Annotated in this window: 13 protein-coding genes; 4 read left to right on the top strand and 9 right to left on the bottom strand. The window is 72.4% G+C overall.

Annotation, left to right across the window (positions count from 1 at the left end; all coding sequences use genetic code 11):
* Position 1: 1 nt before the first annotated feature.
* The 8 genes from RCO28_RS14665 to RCO28_RS14630 form a co-directional block, all read right to left on the bottom strand.
* On the bottom strand, positions 2–301 hold the full coding sequence (locus RCO28_RS14665; protein WP_308941518.1) for an MbtH family NRPS accessory protein: 300 nt from the start codon (positions 299–301) through the stop codon (positions 2–4).
* On the bottom strand, positions 298–4,311 hold the full coding sequence (locus RCO28_RS14660) for an amino acid adenylation domain-containing protein (RefSeq protein WP_308941517.1): 4,014 nt from the start codon (positions 4,309–4,311) through the stop codon (positions 298–300). Before RCO28_RS14660 ends, RCO28_RS14665 begins: the two co-directional genes overlap by 4 nt.
* Positions 4,308–4,547 carry a phosphopantetheine-binding protein gene (locus RCO28_RS14655; protein WP_308941516.1) on the bottom strand — a complete coding sequence of 80 codons (240 nt, stop codon included), beginning with the start codon at positions 4,545–4,547 and terminating at the stop codon, positions 4,308–4,310. The genes RCO28_RS14660 and RCO28_RS14655 overlap by 4 nt, the downstream gene beginning before the upstream one ends.
* A gap of 5 nt (positions 4,548–4,552) precedes the next feature.
* Positions 4,553–5,185, bottom strand: coding sequence for an isochorismatase family protein (locus tag RCO28_RS14650; protein WP_308941515.1), 633 nt, complete (start codon positions 5,183–5,185; stop codon positions 4,553–4,555).
* 79 nt (positions 5,186–5,264) lie between these two features.
* Positions 5,265–6,905 carry a (2,3-dihydroxybenzoyl)adenylate synthase gene (locus tag RCO28_RS14645; protein WP_308941514.1) on the bottom strand — a complete coding sequence of 547 codons (1,641 nt, stop codon included), beginning with the start codon at positions 6,903–6,905 and terminating at the stop codon, positions 5,265–5,267.
* On the bottom strand, positions 6,902–8,086 hold the full coding sequence (dhbC, locus tag RCO28_RS14640) for an isochorismate synthase DhbC (RefSeq protein ID WP_308941513.1): 1,185 nt from the start codon (positions 8,084–8,086) through the stop codon (positions 6,902–6,904). Before dhbC ends, RCO28_RS14645 begins: the two co-directional genes overlap by 4 nt.
* Before the next feature lie 175 nt (positions 8,087–8,261).
* On the bottom strand, positions 8,262–9,053 hold the full coding sequence (locus RCO28_RS14635) for a 2,3-dihydro-2,3-dihydroxybenzoate dehydrogenase (RefSeq protein ID WP_308941512.1): 792 nt from the start codon (positions 9,051–9,053) through the stop codon (positions 8,262–8,264).
* Entirely contained in the window at positions 9,050–10,027 is a 978-nt protein-coding gene (locus RCO28_RS14630; protein WP_308941511.1) for an iron-siderophore ABC transporter substrate-binding protein, read from the bottom strand. Before RCO28_RS14630 ends, RCO28_RS14635 begins: the two co-directional genes overlap by 4 nt.
* A 192-nt stretch (positions 10,028–10,219) precedes the next feature.
* Here RCO28_RS14630 and RCO28_RS14625 point away from each other — a divergent pair, with 192 nt between their 5' ends.
* The 3 genes from RCO28_RS14625 to RCO28_RS14615 are packed head-to-tail and all read left to right on the top strand — an operon-like array spanning position 10,220 to position 13,121.
* Positions 10,220–11,239 carry an iron ABC transporter permease gene (locus RCO28_RS14625; RefSeq protein WP_308941510.1) on the top strand — a complete coding sequence of 340 codons (1,020 nt, stop codon included), beginning with the start codon at positions 10,220–10,222 and terminating at the stop codon, positions 11,237–11,239.
* Positions 11,236–12,339 (top strand): iron ABC transporter permease, encoded by a 1,104-nt coding sequence (locus RCO28_RS14620; protein ID WP_308941509.1) that lies wholly within the window; start codon positions 11,236–11,238, stop codon positions 12,337–12,339. Before RCO28_RS14625 ends, RCO28_RS14620 begins: the two co-directional genes overlap by 4 nt.
* Before the next feature lie 5 nt (positions 12,340–12,344).
* Positions 12,345–13,121: an ABC transporter ATP-binding protein gene (locus RCO28_RS14615; protein WP_308941508.1), complete on the top strand. Its 777-nt coding sequence runs from the start codon at positions 12,345–12,347 to the stop codon at positions 13,119–13,121.
* 150 nt (positions 13,122–13,271) lie between these two features.
* On the opposite strand, the gene RCO28_RS14610 is transcribed toward RCO28_RS14615, so the two are convergent.
* Positions 13,272–14,441 carry a YihY/virulence factor BrkB family protein gene (locus RCO28_RS14610; protein ID WP_308941507.1) on the bottom strand — a complete coding sequence of 390 codons (1,170 nt, stop codon included), beginning with the start codon at positions 14,439–14,441 and terminating at the stop codon, positions 13,272–13,274.
* A 17-nt stretch (positions 14,442–14,458) separates the two neighbouring features.
* Between RCO28_RS14610 and RCO28_RS14605 the strand changes: the two genes are divergently transcribed.
* Entirely contained in the window at positions 14,459–16,120 is a 1,662-nt protein-coding gene (locus RCO28_RS14605; protein WP_308941506.1) for an acyl-CoA dehydrogenase family protein, read from the top strand.
* The last annotated feature ends 126 nt before the right edge of the window (positions 16,121–16,246 follow it).

Genomic DNA, 16,246 nt, shown 5'->3' with positions numbered 1-16,246 from the left:
CTCAAGCCGCGACCGCCGCGCACTCGATGGCCGCCGCACACTCCTCGTACGAGGCGGGTCCGTGCACCACCAGCCAGCCCTCCGGGGCCGGGGTGTGGGCGGGCCACAATGAGTGCTCGGCGCGGGTGTTGCGCAGCACCAGGTGCGTGGGGGCCTGGGCCTGCTCCCCCGCAGGCTGGTCGAAGGGCCCGGGTGCGGGTCCGGAGGCGGGCCCAGGTGCGGGTCCGGAGGTGGATCCGGGTGCGGGTCCGGAGGTGGATCCGGGTGCGGGTCCGGAGGTGGATCCGGCGGCGGCGGTCATCGGTCGAGCTCCTTCAGGCGGCAGCTGAGGACGTCCACGATCTGGTCCAGGTGGGGCGCCTGGGTGAGTTGCGGGTGCAGGCAGTCGACGGTGTGCTCGGACAGGGTGCCACCGACGTACGGCCGCCACGCGTCCGGGGTCAGCCAGTCCTCGGGGCGGGGTGCGGCGGCCGTGAAGAACAGCACGTCGCCGTCGAAGCGCCGGTGCCGGTGGCGGCGCATCAGGTGGGCGTTGTTGATCACGATGTCGACGACGGCACGGAGCGTGGTGTCGCTGAGCCCGGCCAGGGCACTGCCCTCGCGGTGCAGGGTGCCGAGGACGTCGTCCCGGGTGAGCTCGTCCGTACGCTCGTATCCGGCCATCCGCAGGAGCGCGGTGAGCGCGTCGGTCTCGGCGGGCACGGCCTGGTCCTGCCACTGGTCGGAGGGGTAGGCGTCGAGCAGCGAGAGCAGCTCGACCTCCTCGCCCGCCTCCCGCAGCAGCACGGCGGCCGTGTGCGCGAGGACGCCGCCGACGGACCAGCCGAGCAGCCGGTACGGGCCGTGCGGCTGTACGGAGCGCAGCCGCGTGACGTAGTCGGCGGCCATCTCCTCCATGGACGCCGGGAGTTCGGCGCCTGCTTCGAGTCCGAGCAGTCCGCGGGCCTGGAGCCCGTACACCGGCTGCTCCGGGTCGAGGCGGGAGAGGAGCCCCGAGTAGCACCAGCTGATGCCGCCCGCCGGGTGGAACACGAACAGCGGGGTGCGACGGCCGGTGGTGCGCAGCGGCAGGAGCGTCCTGAGCACCTCGTCGTTGCCGAGCCCGGAGTCCAGCTGCGCGGCGAGCGCGGCCGGGGTCGGGGCCTGGAACAGCGCGCCGATGGCGAGTTCGATGCCGAGGGTGTCGCGGATGCGGCGGACCAGGCGGGCGGCGAGCAGCGAGGTGCCGCCCAGGTCGAAGAATCCATCGTCAATGCCCACGCCCAGTTGGTCCAGTCCCAGGACCTCGGCGAAGAGCCGGGTGAGGGTCTCCTCGCGCGGGTCGCGGGGCGCGCGCCCGGTGCCGGTGGCCGCCTGGGCGGGGGCGGGCAGGGCCTTGCGGTCCAGCTTGCCGTTGGGGCTGAGCGGGAAGTCGTCGAGGACGACGAGGGCGGCGGGGACCATGTAGTCGGGCAGCGACTTGGCGAGGCGGTCTCGTACGGCCTCGGTGTCGATGTCTGCCGGGGCGGTCACGTATCCGACGAGGCGCTGGTCGCCGGGCCGGTCCTCGCGGACCAGGACACAAGCGCCGGTGATGCCCTCGCAGGCCGCCAGCTCGGTCTCGATCTCGCCGAGTTCGATGCGCAGTCCGCGCAGCTTGACCTGGTGGTCGGTGCGGCCGAGGTACTCGATCTCGCCGTGCTCGGTCCAGCGCGCCAGGTCGCCGGTGCGGTACATGCGGCTGCCGCCCGGTCCGTACGGGTCGGCGACGAAGCGGGACGCGGTGAGCGCGGGGCGGCCAAGGTAGGCGGTGGCCAACTGGACGCCCGCGAGGTGGAGTTCGCCGGGCGCGCCGGGCGGGCACGGCTGGAGGGCCGCGTCGAGGACGTAGAGGCGGGTGTTCCACACGGGCTTGCCGATCGGCACCGGTCCGGTCACGGAGGGGCGGGTGTCGCACGCGTGATACGTGACGTCGACGGCGGCCTCCGTCGGCCCGTACAGGTTGTGCAGCTCCACCTCGGGCAGCGTACGGCCGAACTCCTGGACGGTCTCGCGGGGCAGGGCCTCGCCGCTGCAGAACACGCGGCGCAGGCCCGTGCAGTCGGCGGCGCCCGGCTCGGCGAGGAAGACCTGGAGCATGGACGGTACGAAGTGGCAGGTGGTGACGGCCTGTTCGCGGATGGTGCGGGCGAGGTAGGCGGGGTCCTTGTGACCGCCGGGCTCGGCCATCACGATCGTGGCGCCGACGCGCAGGGCCCAGAAGAACTCCCACACGGACACGTCGAAGCCGGACGGCGTCTTCTGCAGCACGCGGTCGCCGGGCCCGAGCGGGTACGCGGCCTGCATCCAGCGCAGCCGGTTGTCGATCGCCCCGTGCGGCAGGACGACGCCCTTGGGGCGGCCGGTGGAACCCGAGGTGTAGATGACGTACGCGGGGTGCTGCGGGGTGAGCGCGCGCGGCGGGTTGATGCCCAACTGGCCGCTGTTGTCGAGGTCCTGGAGCACCACGGCGGGTACGTCGACACTCGCGGGCACGCGCGCGGCGGTGTCCGTGACGACGACGGCGGGCCGCGCGTCCTCGACCATGTACGCGAGCCGGTCCGCCGGGTAGTCCGGGTCGAGCGGCAGATAGGCGCCGCCCGCCTTGACCACTGCGAGCAGCGTCACGACCAGGTCGAGGGAGCGCGGCACGGCGACGGCGGCGAGCGCACCGGGCCGCACCCCGAGCGAGGCGAGATGCCGGGCGAGGCGGTTGGCGCGGGCGTTCAGTTCGGCGTACGTGAGGGTCTCGGCGCCGAAGACCAGGGCGGGCGCGTCCGGGGTGCGGACGGCCTGGGCCTCGATGGGACCGATGAGGGTGGTCGGGGGCAGGTCCTGCGCGGTGGCGTTGAACTCGTCCAGGACCAGGGCGCGTTCCGTGCTCGTGCAGATGCCGTGTCCGGCGAGCGGGGTGTGCGGGTCGGTGGCGGCGATACGGGCCAGGAGTTCGAGGAAGCGGCGCTGGTGGACGCCGAGTTCGCTCTCCTCGTACAGGGCGGGGTTGCCGTCGTAGTCGACGCGCAGGCCGCTGCCGTCGGCGCGGTCGTAGATGTTGACGGTGAGGTCGTCCACCGGGCCCGCGGACAGGTTGCGGGCCTCGGTCGGGGCGCCCGCGAAGGTCAGGCCGTAGTCGAACGGCATGACGTTGACGAGCGGACCCACCAGGGCGCGGCCCTCGCCGAGCAGGCCGAGGTCGCGGCGGACGTCCTCGTACCGGTAGCGCTGGTGCTTGCGGGCGGCGCGGATGCCGAGGACGACCTGCCGGGTCAGCTCGGCGAAGGTGGCCTGCGGGGCGACGGTGAGGCGCAGCGGCAGGACGTTCATGACCATGCCGGGGATGCGCAGGGCGGCCGAGCCCATGCGGCCCATCATCGGCAGGCCGAGCACGACCTCCTCGGAGTGCGTGGCGCGGGACAGGTACAGGGCCTGCGCGGCGATCAGCACCTCGGGCCAGGTGGCGCGCACCCCGGCGGCCAACTCCTTGACCCGGGCGGAGAGTTCGGTGCCGATGTGCGCGGTGCGGCGGCGGAAGGTGCGGGACGGCAGCGCGGTGCGCCCGGCGAGGTTCACGGCCTCGGGCCGGTCGGCGAACGCGGCGTTCCAGTGCGCCCGGTCGGTCTCGTACGCGTCGGAGGTGCGGTACGCGGTGTCCTCGGCGACGAGGTCGGTGAGCCGGCCGAAGGGGCTCGGGCCCGGCTCGTCACCTGCGGCGAGGGCGGTGTAGACCTCGGCGGTGCGGCGGGCGAGCAGCGAGTAGCCGAAGCCGTCCATCACGGCGTGGTGGACGCGCTGGAACCAGAGCCAGCGCTCGTCGGCGACGCGGAACAGGGCGTGCTGGAACAGCGGCCCCACCGCGAGGTCGAAGGGTTCGGCGAGAGCGGCGTCCATCCGGGCGCGGGCGGTGCCGTCCGGGTCGTCGAGGCCGCGCAGGTCGTGCGCCTTGAACGGGAAGCGCACCGCGTGCGGGTCGACATGGCCGCCGTGCACGGGCCCCAGCGACAGGGGGAGTTGGCGGGGCCCGTCGGCGGTCTCGACGAGGCGGACCCGGAGCGCGTCCGCCTCACCGGCGACGCGGTGCAGGGCCTGCACGAAAAGCCGCGGGTCGACGGGGCCGTGGATCTCGATGCACTCGGCGGTGTTCTGCGCGGGGCTGTCGGGGTCGAGGGCCTGCGCGAACCACATGCCCGACTGGGCTGCGGTGAGCGGGAGTTGAGCCACCTCCTGCCCGGTCTGCGCGGTCGGCACGGGCTGCTCGGCGGTGGGCTCGGTGGCGGGTTCCAGCACGGCGGTCATGCCGTGACTCCGAGCAGCGGCGCCCAGGCCTCGACGGCGGGCTGTTCGGCGAGGTCCACGAAGGTCGCCTCGACGCCGTGGTCGCGGCGCCAGCGCTCCAGGAGGGCCATGATGCGGACCGAGTCGAGGCCGTAGTCGACGAGGTTCTCGTCGACGGGGATGTCCTCGACGTCCTCGCCGAGCGCGTCGGCGACATCCGCGCGTATCCGCTCGATGGTCAGTGTGCTCGTTGCCATGCTGCTCAGGCCCCCTGGAAGGTGGTTCCGGTCGTGGTGACGACGGCGCACTTGGCGGCCGCCCAGCGCAGCGCCATCTCGTGGTCGGCGCGGGAGAAGTCGGCGACGGCGTCGGCGACGAGGAAGGCCTGGATGTCCTGCATCCAGGCGTCGCAGGCCGACATCAGCACGCCGATGTGGGCGTACACGCCGACGATGACCAGCTGGTCGCGGCCCTGCGCACGCATCGTCTCCGCGAGGTCGGTGCGGACGAACGCGCTGTACTTCCACTTGGTGAGGACCGTGTCGCCGTCCTCGGGCGCGACGGCCGGCGGAAAAGCCTTCGCGGACGCGTCGTCCGGCAGCCCCGGCCCCCAGAAGTCCTGCTGGAGCCCGCGCTCGGCCGGGCTCTGGCCGCCGGGCTGCGCGGAGTAGACGACCGGCACGCCGAGCGCACGGGCCTGACTCGCCAACTTCCCTACGTTGGCGAGCAGTTCGGTGACCGGCGACCGGTCCTCCTTGAACGCGCGCAGGAAGTAGTTCTGCAGGTCGTGCACGAGCAGCACGGCACGGGACGGGTCGACGGTCCACTCCACGCGGTTCGCGGGCAGTTCGTCCGCGGTGGGCATGGGGTACGGGGAGATGGCGGGGAGTGCCATGAAATGGCCTTTCGGTGTTGCAAATTCAGCCCGTCCGGCGTTTGAGGACGAGCCCGGAGGGCGACAGGGGTGCGGTGGTCTACGGGGCCTGGTCGTCGCCGGTCGCCGCTGCCCGCAACCCCTTCTTGCTGACCTTGCCGATGCCGGTCTGGGGGAACGCGTCGACGAACTCGACCCGGTCGGGGACCTTGAAGGCGGCGAGCCCGCGCTCCCGTACGAACTTCTTGATCGCGACGGGCTTCAGGGGTTCGGCGTCGGCGCGCAGGATGACGTACGCGCAGGTCCGCTCGCCGAGGTACGCGTCGGGCACGGCGACGACGGAGACGTCGTGGACGGCGGGGTGGGCGAGGATCACGTTCTCGACCTCTTCCGGGGCGACCTTCTCGCCGCCGCGGTTGATCTGGTCCTTGGCGCGGCCCTCGACGACGAGGTGCCCGGTGGGCGTCATCCGTACGACGTCGCCGGTGCGGTAGAAGCCGTCCTCGGTGAAGGACCGCTTGTTGTGCTCGGGCGCACGCCAGTAGCCGCGGATCGTGTACGGGCCGCGGGTCAGCAGATGCCCGGTCTCGCCGACGTCCAGATCCTGGTCCTCGTCGTCCACGACGCGGACCTCGTCGTGCGCGGAGATCGGGCGGCCCTGGGTGGTGACGATGGTCTCCACCGGGTCGTCCAGGCGCGTGTAGTTGACGAGCCCCTCGGCCATCCCGAAGACCTGCTGGAGCGTGCAGTCCAGGGCGGGGCGCACCCGGCGGGCGGCCTCCTCGCTGAACTTGGCGCCGCCGACCAGGAGGACGTCGAGGCTGGACAGGTCGTACCGGGCCGTCGGCCCTGCATCGGTCCACACCAGGGCGAGCGGCGGCACGAGTCCGGTGATCGTGACGCGCTCCCGCTCGATGATCGGAAACGCGGTCTCCGGGTCGGGCTGCGGGCACAGGACGACGCGCCCGCCCGCGTAGAGCACGCCCAGCGAACCGGGCGAGGAGAGCGGGAAGTTGTGCGCGGCGGGCAGCACGACGAGGAAGACCGACTTCTCGTCGACGGCGCAGATCTCGTTGGAACCCCACAGCGAGTACATGTAGTCGTCGTGGGTGCGCGGGATCAGCTTCGGCACGCCGGTGGAGCCGCCGGACAGCTGGAGGAACGCGAGCTCGGAGGGTTCGGGCTCCTCGTACGGCACGAAGTCGTCGCGCGCCACCTCGGTGAGCGGGGTGTGCGCCGTGTCCGCACCGGGGTCGCCGACCACGAACACCTCGCGCAGGGCGGGCACTTGGGCCTGCACCTTGGCGGCGAGCGCACGGTGGTCGAACCCGGCGACGACATCGGGCACCACATACGCGACGGCCTCGGTGAACTCGCAGAAGTACCGGATCTCCGTCTCGCGGTGTGCGGGCAGCGCGAAGACCGGCAGGGCGCCGATCCGGAACAGCGCGAAGATCACCTCGAAGAACTCGGCCACGTTGGGGAGCTGGACGACCACCCGGTCGCCCTTGGCGATGCCGCGCGCGGCGAAGCCGTTCGCGAGCCGGTCGGCGCGGCGGTCGAGTTCGCCGTACGTCCAGCGGCGCTCGCCGTCGACGATCGCGACGCGGTCGGGGTGGGCGGCGGCGCGCTCGTGGAGCATGGAGCCGAAGGTCTCGCCGCGCCAGTAGCCGCGCGCGCGGTACCGCTCGGCGAACTCCTCGGGCCAGGTCGGCGCATCGGTGCTGACGGGGGTGGTCACAGCTCGGCTCCCACGGCGTTCAGGAAGGTACGGAACTTGGCGCCGGTCTCGGCGGTCTCGGCCTCGGGCGAGGAGTCGGCGACGACCCCGGCGCCCGCGTAGAGGCGCAGCCGGTCCTGCGCGGCCTCGGCGCAGCGGATGGTGACGACCCACTCGCCGTCACCCTCGGCGTCGCCCCAGCCGACCATGCCGGTGAACATCCCCCGGTCGAACGGCTCAAGGTCCCCGATGACCTCACGGGCCAGCGGCGTGGGCGTACCGCACACGGCCGGGGTGGGGTGCAGCGCGCACGCCAACTCCAGTGCGGAGACGGCCGGTTCGCGCAGGGTCCCGGTGACGGTGGTGGACAGGTGCCACATCGCGGCCGTACGGACGAGGGTCGGGCGCTCGGGCACGTCGAGGTCGTCGCAGTACGGGGCGAGCGCCGCCCGCACCGCGTCCACGACGACGGCGTGCTCGTGCAGGTCCTTCGGCGACTGAAGGAGCGCGGCGGCGCGGCGCACGTCCTCGGCGAGGTCGGTGCTGCGCGGCGTGGACCCGGCGAGCGGGTTGGCGACGAACTGTCCGCCGCGCCGGGACACGAGCAGTTCGGGACTCGCGCCGAGCAGCGTACGGCCGGGCCCGGACGGCACCGCGAAGGTGTACCCGGACGGGTCGCGGCGGGCCAGGCGCTGCAGCAGCGCGGGGAGGTCCAACGGCTGCGGCGAACGGAGTTCGAGGGTGCGGGCGAGGACGACCTTGCTGAACTCCCCGGCCCGCATGCGCAGCACGGCACGGGCGACGGAGTCGGCGTACTCCTCGGGCGCCGGCACCTGGCGCACGTTCCACTCGGCGTCGGCGGGCGCCTCGGCGGGCACGCCGATCAGCGGGTCCCGGTGCAGCGCGGGCGCCCAGCGGACCGCCTCGGGCACGGCGAGCGCGGACAGCTCCTCGTGGTCGAAGGCGATGGCCCCGACGACGACGGGCACGGGGTCCCCGGCGGCCCGCTGCTCCCGCAGCGTCGCGGCGACCCGCTCGGTCAACGGCCTTTCGTCGTGCGGGACTTGGGCGCGGGTGCCGTGCGCGAGGAGGGTACGGGTCGGCGAGGCGAAGAACCGGGTGCCGGGCCGATAGGCATCGAGCAACGCGGTCGCGGCGCCGACCGTCGGCACGGCGGGGGCGACGTCCTGGGTGGATGTCACGGGGGGGCTCCTGAGGGGGGTGAGGTGAACAGCGGGGCGGGAAATCCACCCGTCCGGGGTTTGAGGACGAGGCCGAAGGCCGAAAATCCAGCCCGTCCGGCGTTTGAGGACGAGGCCGCAGGCCGATCGACGGCAACGGGGTCAACCCGAACCGAACGGCCGACGTAAGACCAGTTCAGGCCCGAAGCGTCGCCCCACCGTCCACGTAAAGGTCATGCATCGTGATGTGCCGAGCCCGATCCGACACCAAGAACACCACCGCCTCGGCGACATCCGCGGGAGCGGCGATCCGCCCGAGCGGGATGCCGACGCGGTACGCCTCCGGGTCGCCGTCGATGACGCGCCGCTCGGACGCCTCCGCGTCCTCGCTCCACAGCTGGCGCTGCATCGCGGTGTCGGTGGAGCCGGGCGAGACCACGTTGCAGCGCACCTGGCTGCGGGCGAGTTCGAGCCCGAGGCATTTGGTGAACATGGTCGCGGCGGCCTTCGACGCGGCGTACGCGGCCATCGAACTGCGCGGCACCCCGGCGGCGTTGGAGCCGACGGTGACGATGCAGCCCTTGCGGCGCCCGCTCATGTGGCGGGCGGCGGCGCGCGAGGTGTGGAAGACGCCGGTGGCGTTGACCGCGAAGGTCTCCGCCCAGTCGGTGTCGGTGAGTTCGACGACGGGCGCGAGGCGCATCACCCCGGCCACGTTGACGAGGATGTCGAGCGGGCCGATGACACGTTCCACCTCGTCGACGAGCTCGTCGACCGCGGGGGCGATGGTGACGTCGAGTTCCCGCGCGACGACCTGGCCGTCGGGGTAGTCGTCGGCGAGTTCCTTGACGCCGGCGGCCTCCCGGTCGACGGCCACGACCTGGGCGCCGCACGCGGCGAGCGCACGGGCCACAGCTTCGCCGATGCCCTGTCCCGCACCGGTCACGAGCGCGGTGCGGCCTGCGAGTTCGGGTGCGGAAGGGGTCACTTGGCCATCGCCTTCTCGATGTCGTCGAGCACGGAGACGGCCGCGTTGGCGCCGCCGAGGCTGGTCCACTTGGAGCCGTCGATCTCGGTGACGTGACCGTCCTTGACGGCATCGAGCTGCTGGTACGCGGCCTTGTCCTTGAGCTCGCCGAAGAGGTCGGCGTCCTTGCCGGTGGAGGCGAGGGTGCCGACGAACAGCCAGTCGGCGTCGATCTGCTTCAGGTCCTCGTCGCTGAGCGGCGTGGAGTGGCCCTGGCCCTTGTCGTTCTGGATGCCGGGCCGCTTGAAGCCGAGGTCTCCCAGGACGTCGGAGATAAACACGCCCTGCTGCATGACGGCGGTGCCCTTGGCGGAGTAGCGGGCCACGGACACGGTGGCGCCGGCGTTGCCGCCGAGGTTCTTCTTCAGCTCGGCGGTCTTCTTGTCGTAGTCGGCGAGGAAGTCCTTGGCCTCGTTCTCCTTGCCGAGCACCTGGCCGGTGAGGGAGAGGGCCTTCTTCCAGCTCTTCGTCCTGTCGACGGTGACGACGGTCGGGGCTATCTCGGACAACTGCTCGAGCACCTGCTGGTCGGCGAGCTGTCCGGCGAGGATGACGTCCGGCTTGGCCTGCAGCACCTTCTCGATGTCGGGTCCGGTGACGGCGCCGACGACGGGGATGCCCTTGGCCTCACCTGCCAGGTACTCGGGGGCGCCCTTCTGGCCGCGGCCCGCGGTGAGTCCGACGGGCTTCACACCGAGGGCGAGCGAGGAGTCGAGGTCCATCTCGCTGAGCGCGACGACGTTCTTCGGGTCGGCCGGGACCTGGACCTTCTTGCCGGTGGCGTCGGTGACCGACACCTTCTTGGCGTCGCTGCCATCGGCGTTGGCGGTGGTGTCGGCCTTGTCCGATCCACAGGCGGCGAGCGTGAGCGCGGAGGCGATGGTGACGGCGGCCACCGCGGTCAGCCGGGCGCGAGGAGTGGTGTGAGTGGACATGGCGTACGTCTCCGAAGGTTCAGGTTCCCGTGCCGGACGGCACTTCGGTGGGGCGAATCCGGGCATGGCGGGGTATTCACCCCGGACATCAACCCGTTGCGTTACTTAGGTTAGGCTAACTTTATGTCGATCACGCAAGAGGGCGGGGTGTCCAGGGCCCAGGCCGAACCGCCGACAACGAGGCCGAAACGGATGCATCGCCCAACTCTCCTGGCGGCGGCCGCACTTGTGGCGCTCCTGCTTCTCCTGGCCCTGCTCTCACTCCTGATCGGCACCGGCTCCAGCACTGTCGGCCGCGCCTGGGACTTCCTCCTCGGCGACCCCTCGGCCCGCGCGGACGCCCAAGTGCGCCTGGCCGTCATGGACGTACGCCTGCCGCGCACCGTCGCCGCCGTCCTCGTCGGCGTCTCGCTCGGCGCCGCGGGCTGCCTCCTCCAGGCCGTCACACGCAACCCGCTCGCCGAGACCGGACTTCTCGGCGTCAACTCCGGCGCCGCGCTCGGCGTGGTGATCGGTCTCACGTACTTCGGGGTCGACTCCCCCTACGCGATGCTCCTCTGGGCCCTCGTCGGCGGCATGGCCACGAGCGCCGTCGTCCTGCTGCTCGCCGCCTCCGGACGCGCCGCGGGGTCCCCGCTGCGCCTGGTCCTCGCCGGCTCGGCGCTCGGCGCGACCTTCCACGGACTGACCTCGTACGTCCTGCTCAGCACCCAGTCGACCTTCGACACCTACCGCTACTGGACCATCGGTTCGCTCGCGGGCATCGACACCTCCGACACGTATCCGCTGCTGCCGCTGATCGCCGTCGGCCTGCTCGTCGCGTTCGGCTGCGTCCGGCCGCTCGGCGCGCTCGCCCTCGGCGACGACAGCGCCCGCTCCCTCGGCCACCACCCGGGCCGTATCCGGCTCGTGGTCGCCGGGGCGGTGACGCTGCTCGCCGGTTCGGCGGTCGCGCTCGCCGGTCCCGTCGCCTTCCTCGGGCTGCTCGCCCCGTACGCGGCCCGCACGGTCAGCGGTCCCCGGCTCGCGTCCCAACTGCTGCTCTCCGCACTGGTCGCCGCCAACGTCCTGATCGTCGCCGACCTGCTCGCCCGCGTCGTGATCCGCCCCTGGGAGACCCCGGTCAGCGTGCTCCTCGCCTTCATCGGCGGCCCGCTGCTCATCTGGATCGCACGCACCAACCGGATGTCCATGGCGGGAGCTTCGGCATGAGTACGACCGATTCCTCGACGTCCCCGTCGCCCCTCGCACACGGATCGGGCAGGGACATCACGCCGCCCGACTCCACCGTCGTCCGCGCGGGCGCCCTCTCCTGGCTGTTCCCGTACCGCAGCGCGCTCGTCGCGGTCGGGCTCGGCGTGCTGATCGCCCTGATCACGGCGCTCGGCGCGTTCGCCTCGTCCACGGGCATGGGCTTCGGAGACACCCTCAAGGGCCTGATGGGCACGGGTGACCGGGCCACCGTGATGCTCGTGCAGGACTTCCGGCTGCCGCGGATCGCGGTCGGCCTGATGGTCGGCGCGGCCCTCGGGATCTCCGGCTGCCTCACCCAGACCCTCGCGGGCAACCGGCTCGCCACCCCCGACGTCATCGGCGTCAACGAGGGTGCCACCGCGGCCGTCGTCGCCTCCGTCGTCGGCTCCAGCACCGGCCTGATCGGCGACTGGTGGCTCGGCCCCCTTGGCGCGGTCGGCGCCGCCGTCCTCGTCGTCCTGTGCGCGGGCGGCGCGGGCAGCCGCGGCTACCGGCTGCTCGTCGTCGGCATCGGCCTCTCCACCGTCATCGGCGCCGTCACCGACCTGGTCATGTCCCGCGAGAACGACAACACCGCGGGCGGCGTCTTCCTGTGGACGGTCGGCAGCCTCAGCGGCCGCGACTGGACCGTCGGCACACCCCTGCTCGCCGTCCTGATCGTCCTCGTGCCGCTCGCCCTCGTGGCCGGCAGCCGCCTCCAACTCCTGCGCTTCGACGACGACATGGCGAGCACCCTCGGCGTCAACCTCACCGCCGTACGGGCCACCACGCTCGCCCTCGCGGTGGCGCTCGCGGGCGTCGCCGTGGGCATCGGCGGCCCGATCGCCTTCGTGGCGCTCGCCGCACCGGTGATCGCGGGCCGGCTCGGCGGGCCCACGCGCGTGCCCGTGATCGGCTCCGCGCTCGTCGGCGCGGCGCTGATCGGAGCGGCCGACGCGCTCGGCCGGGTCGTCGCGCCCGTAGAGATCCCCGTCGGCGTCATCACCAGCGTCCTCGGCGGACCGTTCCTGCTGTGGGTGCTGTTCGGCACCTCTCGCCCCGCTTCCGGAAAGGCCTGACCTTCATGCATCTCGCCGTAGAGGCCCTCACCGCGGGCTACCCGGGCCACACCGCCGTACGCGGCGTCGACCTGTCGGTGCCCGCGGGGCAGGTCGTGGCGATCGTCGGCCCCAACGGCTGCGGCAAGTCGACTCTCCTTCGCGCCATGGCCCGCCTGCACAGGCCGAGTTCGGGCAGCGTGCGCGCCGGGGACGCCGACGTCTGGCAGCTGCGCCAGCGCGCCGCCGCCCATCGCATCGCGCTCCTCCCGCAGTCGCCGCAGGCCCCGGAGGCCGTGACCGTCGCGGGCCTGGTCCGCTACGGCCGCCACCCGCACCAGGGCCTGTTCCGCCAGTGGTCCCGCGAGGACGAGCGGGCGGTGCGCGGGGCCCTCGACGCCACCGGCACCACCGAGCTCGCCGAGCGCCGCCTCGACCAGCTGTCCGGCGGTCAACGACAGCGCTGCTGGCTCGCGATGGTCCTCGCACAGGAGACACCGATCGTACTGCTCGACGAGCCGACCAGCGCCCTCGACCTCGGCCACGCCGTGGAGGTCCTGGAACTAGTCCGCGAGGTCGCCGCCGCGGGCCGCACGGTGGTGATGGTCCTGCACGACCTGGCGAGCGCGGCACGCTACGCCGACACGATCGTCGCGATGAACGCGGGCAAGGTGATCGCCCACGGCCCCTCCCGCGAGGTCGTCGACGCGTCCCTGGTCAAGGAGTTGTACGGCATCGACGCGGACATCCTGCGGGCCCCGGGGGACGGGTCGCCGGTGGTGGTTCCGGTGGCGCGGGGCTGACTCCCGGGTCTTCATCCCCTCCCCGCCCCTTCCCGAAAGCCTGCGGCGCTGTCTATCGGCTGACCCGCCGTCGTGGCTGGTCGCGCAGTTCCCCGCGCCCCTATGGGGGCCAAATTGAGCCCCTCCGGCGAAGAACGCCGGCGCACCGGATCAGTCGCGCGGCGGGCGGTTCTCCGGGGGGCCCGGCTCGCCGTTCTTGCGGTGGTGGTGGGTGCGCAGGCGGCCCGTGACGTCCTCCGGGGGGAGGAACTGGGCCCAGCGCTCGGGGAACTCCGAGGGCATCTCGGGGTTGTCCGGGTCCTCCTGCGCGGCGCGCGCCGCCTTGGCCCGCGCGACGACCTCGGCGGCACGCTGCTCCCGTACCCGCTCGTTCGCGGCCCGCGCGGCCGCCGTGGCGACGGACGGCCACACCCGGTCGATCGCGGCGTTCACCGCGGCCCCCACGAGCACCGCGAACGCGCCGACGCCGATCCACAGCAGCACGGCGATCGGCGCGGCCAGCGAACCGTAGATCGTGGGTCGTCCGCTCGGCCCCTCGACGGTGTTGCTGAGGTAGATCCGCAGCAGGAAGCTGCCGAGCACCCACATCCCGAGCGCCACCAGCGCACCGGGCACGTCCTCCACCCACGGCGACCGCACGGGCACGGACACGTGGTACAGCGTCGTCAGGAAGATGATGCTCAGCACGATCACCACGGGCCAGTACAGGAACCGCACCAGGCTCTCGGACCACGAGAACAGGTTGATCACGGCATCCGGCCCCGCCACCATCAGCGGCAGCGCCACCGAGCCGATCAGCAGCGCCACCAAGAACAGCAGGAACGCGAGCAGCCGGGTCTTGACGATGCCGCGCACCCCGTCGAGCCCGTACATCACGGTGATCGTGTCGATGAAGACCGTCACCGCCCGCGAGCCCGACCACAGGGACAGCCCGAAGCCGATGGAGATGACGTCGGGTCTGCCGCCCTTCATCACGTCGTCGAGGATCGGCTGTGCGATCTCCGTGACGCCCTGGTCGGAGAGCACGGTCCGCGAGGCCTCCAGGATGTTCTCGCGCACCGACTGGATGGTGTCGGCGCCGGTCCAGGTATCGACGTACCCGAGGAGTCCGATGAGGCTGAGCAGCAGCGGCGGTACGGAGAGGAGCGTGAAGAACGCTGCTTCGGCGGCGAGGCCGAGGATGCGGTACTCGACGCAGGAGTCGACGGTGTCCTTCAGCAGCAGCCAGGCGGTTTTGCGCTTCGACATGTTCCGGTAGAGGACCCGAGCGCGGTGGAGCCGTCCTGAGCCCTGCTCAGGTGTTTCGTTTGCCTGGTGCACCTCCTTACCGTATCCGCATGGCAGCAAGCACCCACACCGTGACCAACCAGGCCCCACCCCTGGTGGGATACGACGTCTTCACCTCCGACCGCGCCCTCACCGAGGCGGTCGAGCGGCACCTCGACCCGGAACTCCTCGACGGCGCACGCGCGGAGCTCGGCGCGCTCGGCGCCGCCGCCGGATCGGCCGAGGTCCAGGAGTGGGGCGCCCGCGCCGACGAGAACCCGCCGAAGCTGCGTACGCACGACCGCTACGGCCACCGCATCGACGAGGTCGACTTCCACCCGGCCTGGCACCGGCTCCTCGACCGGGCCGTGTCCGCGGGCCTCACCTCGGCGTGGACCCGGCCGGGCGGCCATGTGCGCCGGGCCGCCGGGTTCCTGGTGTGGACGCAGGCGGAAGCGGGGCACGGCTGCCCGGTGTCGATGACGCACGCGGCGGTCCCCGCACTGCGCACCGAGCCTTCGCTGGCGGCCGTGTGGGAGCCGAAGCTGACGTCCACGGTGTACGAGCCGGGGCTCAGGCCCGCCGCGCAGAAGACCGGGGTGCTCCTCGGGATGGGCATGACGGAGAAGCAGGGCGGCAGCGACGTACGGGCCAACACGACGTCCGCGGAGCCCTTGTCGGAGCCGGACGCGTATGTGCTGCGCGGCCACAAGTGGTTCTGCTCCGCGCCGATGTCGGACGGCTTCCTGGTCCTCGCGCAGGCCCCGGACGGTCTGACCTGCTTCCTCGTGCCGCGCGTCCTGGACGACGGCACCCGCAACGCGTTCGCCATCCAGCGGCTCAAGGACAAGCTGGGCAACCGCTCGAACGCCTCCGCGGAGGTCGAGTTCGACGGGACGTGGGCGCGCCGGGTCGGCGAGGAGGGGCGCGGGGTGCGGACCATCATCGAGATGGTCGCGGCGACCCGCCTGGACTGCGTGCTCGGCTCGGCGGCACTCATGCGGCAGGCCGTCGCGCAGGCGGTGCACCACACCACGTACCGCAGTGCGTTCGGCGGCCCGCTGATCGACAAGCCGCTGATGCGGAACGTCCTCGCGGACCTGGCCCTGGAGTCGGAGGCGGCGACGACCCTTTCGCTGCGGCTCGCGGCGGCGTACGACGACGGGGGCGACCAGGAGCGGGCGTTCCTGCGGCTCGCGCTTCCGGCGGCGAAGTACTGGGTGACGAAGCGGTGCACGCCGGTCGCGGTCGAGGCGTCGGAGTGCCTGGGCGGCAATGGTTACGTGGAGGAGTCCGGCATGCCGCGCCTGCTGCGCGAGTCGCCGCTCAACTCGATCTGGGAGGGCGCGGGCAACGTCCAGGCCCTCGACGCGCTGCGCGCCCTGCAGCGCGAACCGCTCGCGCTCGACGCGTTCCTGCGCGAGGTCGGCCGCTCCCGCGGTGCGGACCACCGCCTCGACGGCGCGATCAAGGACCTGCTCACCGAACTCTCCGACCTGCACGGCATCGAGGCCCGCGCCCGCCGCGTCGTGGAACGCCTGGCCCTGGTCCTCCAGGGCTCCCTCCTGGTCCGCTTCGCCCCACCGGACGTCGCGGACGCGTTCTGCGCTTCGCGGTTGGGTGGCGACTGGGGGTCGGCGTTCGGCACGCTGCCGCACAGCTTGAATCTGAGGGCGGTGGTCGAGCGGGCGGCGCCACAATCCAGCCCGTCCGGGGGCACGTCCCAGCGGTAGCCGGGGGAGCTTGCGGACAAGTCAAGGCCGCAGGACGACGTAAGAGAGGAGCAGGAGTGATGCCGCGCCGACACGGCACCACTCCTGCCCTCTGGCCCCGTAAAGAGGAGCGCGAACGCCGCAGAA

The sequence above is a fragment of the Streptomyces sp. LHD-70 genome, assembly GCF_031157275.1.
Classification (GTDB): Bacteria; Actinomycetota; Actinomycetes; order Streptomycetales; family Streptomycetaceae; genus Streptomyces.
The sequence above is the reverse complement of the archived record's forward strand: the minus strand, read 5'-3'. Positions and strand labels throughout refer to the sequence as shown.